Raw genomic sequence first — 5012 nt, forward strand, 5'->3', positions numbered from 1 at the left:
CGACGACGATCTTCGCGGAGGTGGTGGCGCGGCTGGGGGCGGCCGCGTTAGAGCTTGCGAAGTCCACTGAGGACCCTTTCGAGCAGCGTGACGTCGGGCTGGTTGCCGGATTCGCCGCCGGCAGCGGGCTGGTGGATGGCGACGAGACCGGCCTCGGCCAGGTCGGCGACCAGGATGCGCGCCACTCCCAGGGGGATGTTGAGCAGCGCCGAGACCTCCGCGACGGACTTCACCTCGGTGCACAGCATGCAGATCCGCTGGTGCTCGGGGAGCATCGAAGCCAGCCGGTCCTGGCTGACATTGGCCGAAACCAGTGCCTCCAAGGCCAGTTCGTAACGCGGCCGGGTGCGGCCGCCGGTCATCGCGAAGGGCCGGATCAGCGGTCCGGACTCCTCCTCGTCGTCGAACTCGTCGGCCAGGCCCGGGTCTTCGCCGTGCTCCTGGTACTGCTCGGAGCCGGGGTAGCCCTGCTGGTAGTCCGGGTAGCCGGGCTGCGGCTGACGGCCGAACTGCTGCGCGCCGTAAGGCTGCTGCTGGTCCGGCGGCCCGTACTGCTGCTGCTGGCTGAACTGCGGTTGCGCGAACTGCGGCTGGCCGTACTGCTGTTGACCGTACGGCTGACCGTGGCCGGCGCCGGGAGCTCCGAAGGCGTCATGGCCGGTGCCAGGGTACGGAACGCCGTACTGGCCGCTGCGGTCGTCGGGCGGGGTCACGGTTCCTCTCCTCACAAGGTGCGGCGGTGCGGTGCTGGCAACGATCCTGACGGATCGTCACCCGTTGTGCGAAGGCCGTACAACGCCCGAACCCGGGCCCGTGAGGGCCCGGGGACGGGCAATGAGGTCTTTCGAATACCAGGACGGTATCCGACGAACCGTCAGTGCAGGAGACTGCCCTGGAGTTCCGCGCGCAGCGCGGGGGTGAGAACTGCTCCGGCGCGGTCCACGAGGAGGGCCATCTCGTAGCCCACGAGGCCGATGTCGGAGTCCGGCGAAGCCAGTACGGCCAGCGAGGATCCGTCGCTGACGGCCATCAGGAAGAGGAAGCCGCGCTCCATCTCGACCACGGTCTGGTTGACCTCGCCGCCCTCGAAGATCCGGCTGGCGCCGGAGGTGAGGGAGGTGAGGCCGGAGGCGACGGCGGCGAGCTGGTCGGCACGGTCGCGGGGGAAGCCCTCGGACATGGCGAGCAGGAGCCCGTCGGCGGAGACCACCACGGTGTGGGACACCCCAGGGGTGTTGTCCACGAAATTGGTGATCAGCCAGTTCAGGTTCTGTGCGGCCTGGCTCATCTGGGTCAACTCAACGCTCCTGCTGGTTCGAGCCGCCGAAGAGATCGGTGGTGCTGTCGTGCTGCTGGGGGTCGATCCGGAAACTACCGGTGGCGCCCGGGTCGCCGCCCGCGCTGCGGCCCTGCTCGACGCCGCGGCGCAGGTTGGTCAGCCGGCCGCGCACCTCCTCGGGGCTGCGGGAGACCTGCGGGCCGTCCTGGGCGGTGGGCTTGGCGTTGCCCGCCACCAGGTTCTGCTTGGGCACCCGGCGGGGCAGGCCGGAGTCGGTGGTGCCGGCGGCGGCCGGCTCGCGGAGCTGGCCCGCGCGCTGCCAGTCACCGTCGTTGGGCGACTGCCACTCCTGCTGCGGAGCGGCGGTCGGGCCGGTGGGGCCGTAGCCGCCCAGCGCCGACACGTCGTGGCCGCGGTCCTCCTCCACCGGGGCGGAGGTGTCCCTCGCACCGGTGAACCAGTTCGGCTTGTCGCCGACGGCCGGAGCCTCCTCCTGACGGGTGGACGGGAAGCCGCCACCGGCCAGCTGCTGGCCCGGACGCCGCTGCGGGAGGCCGGAGCCGAGCAGCGGGCTCGTAGGGGCCGCCGGGGCGGCCGGGGGCAGCGCGGCGGGCTCGGCACCGTACGGGTGGCCCGAGGGCTCCTCGTAGCGCTCCTGGGCCTGCTGGAAGCCGTTCTGCTGTCCGTAGCCGTAGTCCTGCCCGTACGGCTGGTAGTCGGCCGCGGCCGCCTCCGCGTACTCGGGCTCGGCGTACTCGGTCCGGCCGAACTCCTGGCCGCCGTACGGTGAGTCCTGGTAGTGCGGCTCCTGGTAGCCGTAGGAGTCGGCCGGGGCGTACGGCTGGCCGTAGGCCTCCTGGCCGTACCGGTCCTGGCCGTAGGGCTCCTGGGCGTACTGCCCCTGGCCGTACTGCCCCTGGTAGCCGTAGGCGTCGTCGGCGTACGGGGTCTCCTCGACCTCGGCGTCGATGACCTGAGCGGCGTCCTCGGGGCCCGACTCCAGGGCGGCCCGGCGGCGCTGCTGGTCGAGCCGCTGCGAGCGCTGCATGGCCTCCAGCGCCGGGCTGAAGCCGCTGCTGCCGCCGTGGCCGGTCAGGTGGTCGTCGAAGCCGAGCTCGGCCGCGCTGCGGCCCTCGCCGTTCTCGGCCCAGCCGACCTGGCCGTCCTGCTCCGCGAAGATCCGGGAGACGGTGAACTGCTCCTCCGGCTCCGGGGCGGCGGCCATGCTGGTCAGGTGCTGCGGGAGCATCACCAGCGAGGTGGTGCCCGCCGACTCGCCCGAGGGGCGCAGCTGGACGCGGATGTCGTGCCGCTGGGACAGCCGGCCGACCACGAACAGGCCCATCCGGCGGGAGATGGTGGCGTCGACCGTGGGCGGCTCGGCCAGCTTCTCGTTGATCTCGGCGAAGTCCTCGGCGGTGAGGCCGATGCCCTTGTCGTGGATCTCGACCAGCACCCGGCCGTCCGGCAGGCGGGTGGCGTTGACCAGCACCCGGGTCTGCGGGCTGGAGAAGGTGGTGGCGTTCTCCAGCAGCTCGGCCAGCAGGTGGACGAGGTCGGTCACGGCGGCGCCTATCACCTCGGCCTCGGGGATGCCGGCCAGCTCCACGCGCTCGTACTGCTCCACCTCGGAGGCGGCGGCGCGGAGCACGTCGACCAGCGGCACCGGGGTGTTCCAGCGGCGGCCGGCCTCCTCGCCCGCGAGGACGAGGAGGTTCTCGCCGTTGCGGCGCATGCGGGTGGCGAGGTGGTCCAGCTTGAAGAGGTTCTCCAGCTGGTCCGGGTCGGCCTCGTTGTTCTCCAGGTCGGTGATCAGCGCGAGCTGACGCTGGATCAGGCTCTGGCTGCGGCGCGACAGGTTGGTGAAGATCGCGTTGACGTTCCCTCGCAGCAGGGCCTGCTCGGCGGCGAGCGAGACCGCCTGCTGGTGGACCTGGTCGAAGGCGCGGGCGACCTCGCCGATCTCGTCCTTGCCGTGCAGCGGGATGGGCTTGACGTCGGTGTCCACCCGGTCCGGGTCGGTCTTGGAGAGCTTCTCGACCAGGTCCGGCAGACGGTGGTTGGCGATGTCCAGCGCGGCGGCGTTCAGGGTGCGCATGCCGAGGATCATCGAGCGGGCGATCAGGCCGGTGAGCAGACCGGCCAGCGCCAGCGACACCACGACGATGACCGAGTTGAGGATCATGTCGTTCTGCGCGCGGTTCTTGATGTTCGCGGCGGCGTCGACGACCTCGTCGAGGAGCTTGGACTCGGTGTTGCGCAGCGAGCTGACGTGGCTCGCGGTGGCCTGCTGCCAGTTCGGCGGGTTGAGGCCGGCCGCGGCGGCCGCCTCGGCGGCGCCGTCGCTGAGGCTGGAGCTGCTGCTCATGAAGGACAGGCCGAGCACCAGCAGGCCGCTCATGGTGGGCGCGACGTCGGAGTTGGGCATCTTCAGCGCGGCGCGCTGGTCGGCGGAGGCCTGGGCGACCTGGGCGTCCGAGTAGGCCCGGGCGTCCTCCGGCGCGCTGCCGGTGGAGAACTCGTTGAGCGAGACCTGCTCCAGCTTGTTGGCCACGGCCAGCTGCTGGAGGAGCTCGGAGGTCTCCTGCTTGGTCAGGATGTGCTGGCTGGTGCCGACCAGCAGGTTGAGCATCAGCACGCGCTGGGTCGAGGCGGAGGCCTTGGCCAGCGACATGGCGTAGATCGCGCGGCCCTTGCTGGTGACCGTGGAGGAGCCGAAGCCGACCGAGTTGTCGAAGGCCATCAGCGGGGCCATCAGGTTCGAGTAGGCGGCCTGGGTCGCGGTGATGTAGAGCTCGCGCTTGTAGGCGTTCTCGCGCAGGTGCGGCAGGTGCACCGCGAGCTGCTGGAAGGCCTCGTTGCGGCGAGCCAGCAGGGGGTCGTCGGAGACCTCGGCGAAGGCTGCGCGGTACGCGGCCAGCGCCTGGTCGGTCTTGGTGCGGCGCTTGGCCACCTCACCCTGCGGGTCCTGGCCGACCATCAGCGGGATCGCGGTCAGGTCGCGCTCGGACTCCAGGGAGTCGGCCAGCTCGGTGGCGGCCTTGGCGAGCAGCGCGGTCTTCTCGGCGTGGGTCGCCTTGACGAAGTCGTCGAAGGAGCTGTTGACCCGGAGCCCGCCGAAGACCAGGGAGATCACGACCGGGATGAGCAGGATCGCTATCAGGCGGGTGGGCACCCGCCAGTTCCGCGGTGCCAGGAACTCGTAGCGGCCGGAACTCCGGCGCTCTTCCTTCTCGTTGGACACCTTCGGCGCGGGTGCGGTGGCGGGCCGCTCCTCGGCACTCGGCGCGAACGCCGAGAAACCGCCCGGCTCGTTCTGGCGGGGCTCGGAGCGCCGCTGCTCGGTGACTGGCTGGTTACGCCTCACTCGACAACAACCTCTCTACATCCCCGCTCGCCGCAGCCCGCTGCTGGGTGGAACTGCCAGGGTGACTACGGGGTAGCTGGCATTGGAGCACGTGCGTGGATGCGGGACAAACAGGCATCTACGCACGTTTTGGTACGTGCAAATCCGACATTCAGTGGCATTTCCGGGCTGAATGCTGCGGCATGCAGCCCGGCCGTCACCGAGAGTTACTTTCGATCTTTAAATGCCTATCGAACCGTTACCGGCCCGCCCAGGCTCTTCATCAGCGCTTCATCAGCGGAGTCGGGCGAGGAGGGCGTGTTCGACGAGGGTGATGAGGGCGCTCTTGGCGCTGTCTCGGCGGCGTGCGTCGAGGGTGATGATGGG

At 70.5% G+C, this 5012-nt stretch carries 3 protein-coding genes and 1 pseudogene; all 4 read right to left on the reverse strand.

Translation table 11 applies throughout. From position 1 onward, the window contains the following. Positions 1 to 47 precede the first annotated feature (47 nt). A complete protein-coding gene (locus tag ACZ6ZR_RS38530) occupies positions 48 to 713 on the reverse strand; it encodes a DUF742 domain-containing protein (RefSeq protein ID WP_465650680.1) in 666 nt (221 codons plus the stop codon). A 161-nt stretch (positions 714 to 874) separates the two neighbouring features. Continuing rightward, a complete protein-coding gene (locus ACZ6ZR_RS38535; RefSeq protein ID WP_073926035.1) occupies positions 875 to 1288 on the reverse strand; it encodes a roadblock/LC7 domain-containing protein in 414 nt (137 codons plus the stop codon). 10 nt (positions 1289 to 1298) lie between these two features. Then, positions 1299 to 4646 carry a sensor histidine kinase gene (locus ACZ6ZR_RS38540; RefSeq protein ID WP_465650682.1) on the reverse strand — a complete coding sequence of 1116 codons (3348 nt, stop codon included), beginning with the start codon at positions 4644 to 4646 and terminating at the stop codon, positions 1299 to 1301. A 273-nt stretch (positions 4647 to 4919) separates the two neighbouring features. Continuing rightward, positions 4920 to 5012 (reverse strand): annotated as a pseudogene (locus tag ACZ6ZR_RS38545) (ATP-binding protein); the annotation flags it as partial.

The sequence above is a fragment of the Kitasatospora sp. NPDC088742 genome (assembly GCF_055584905.1).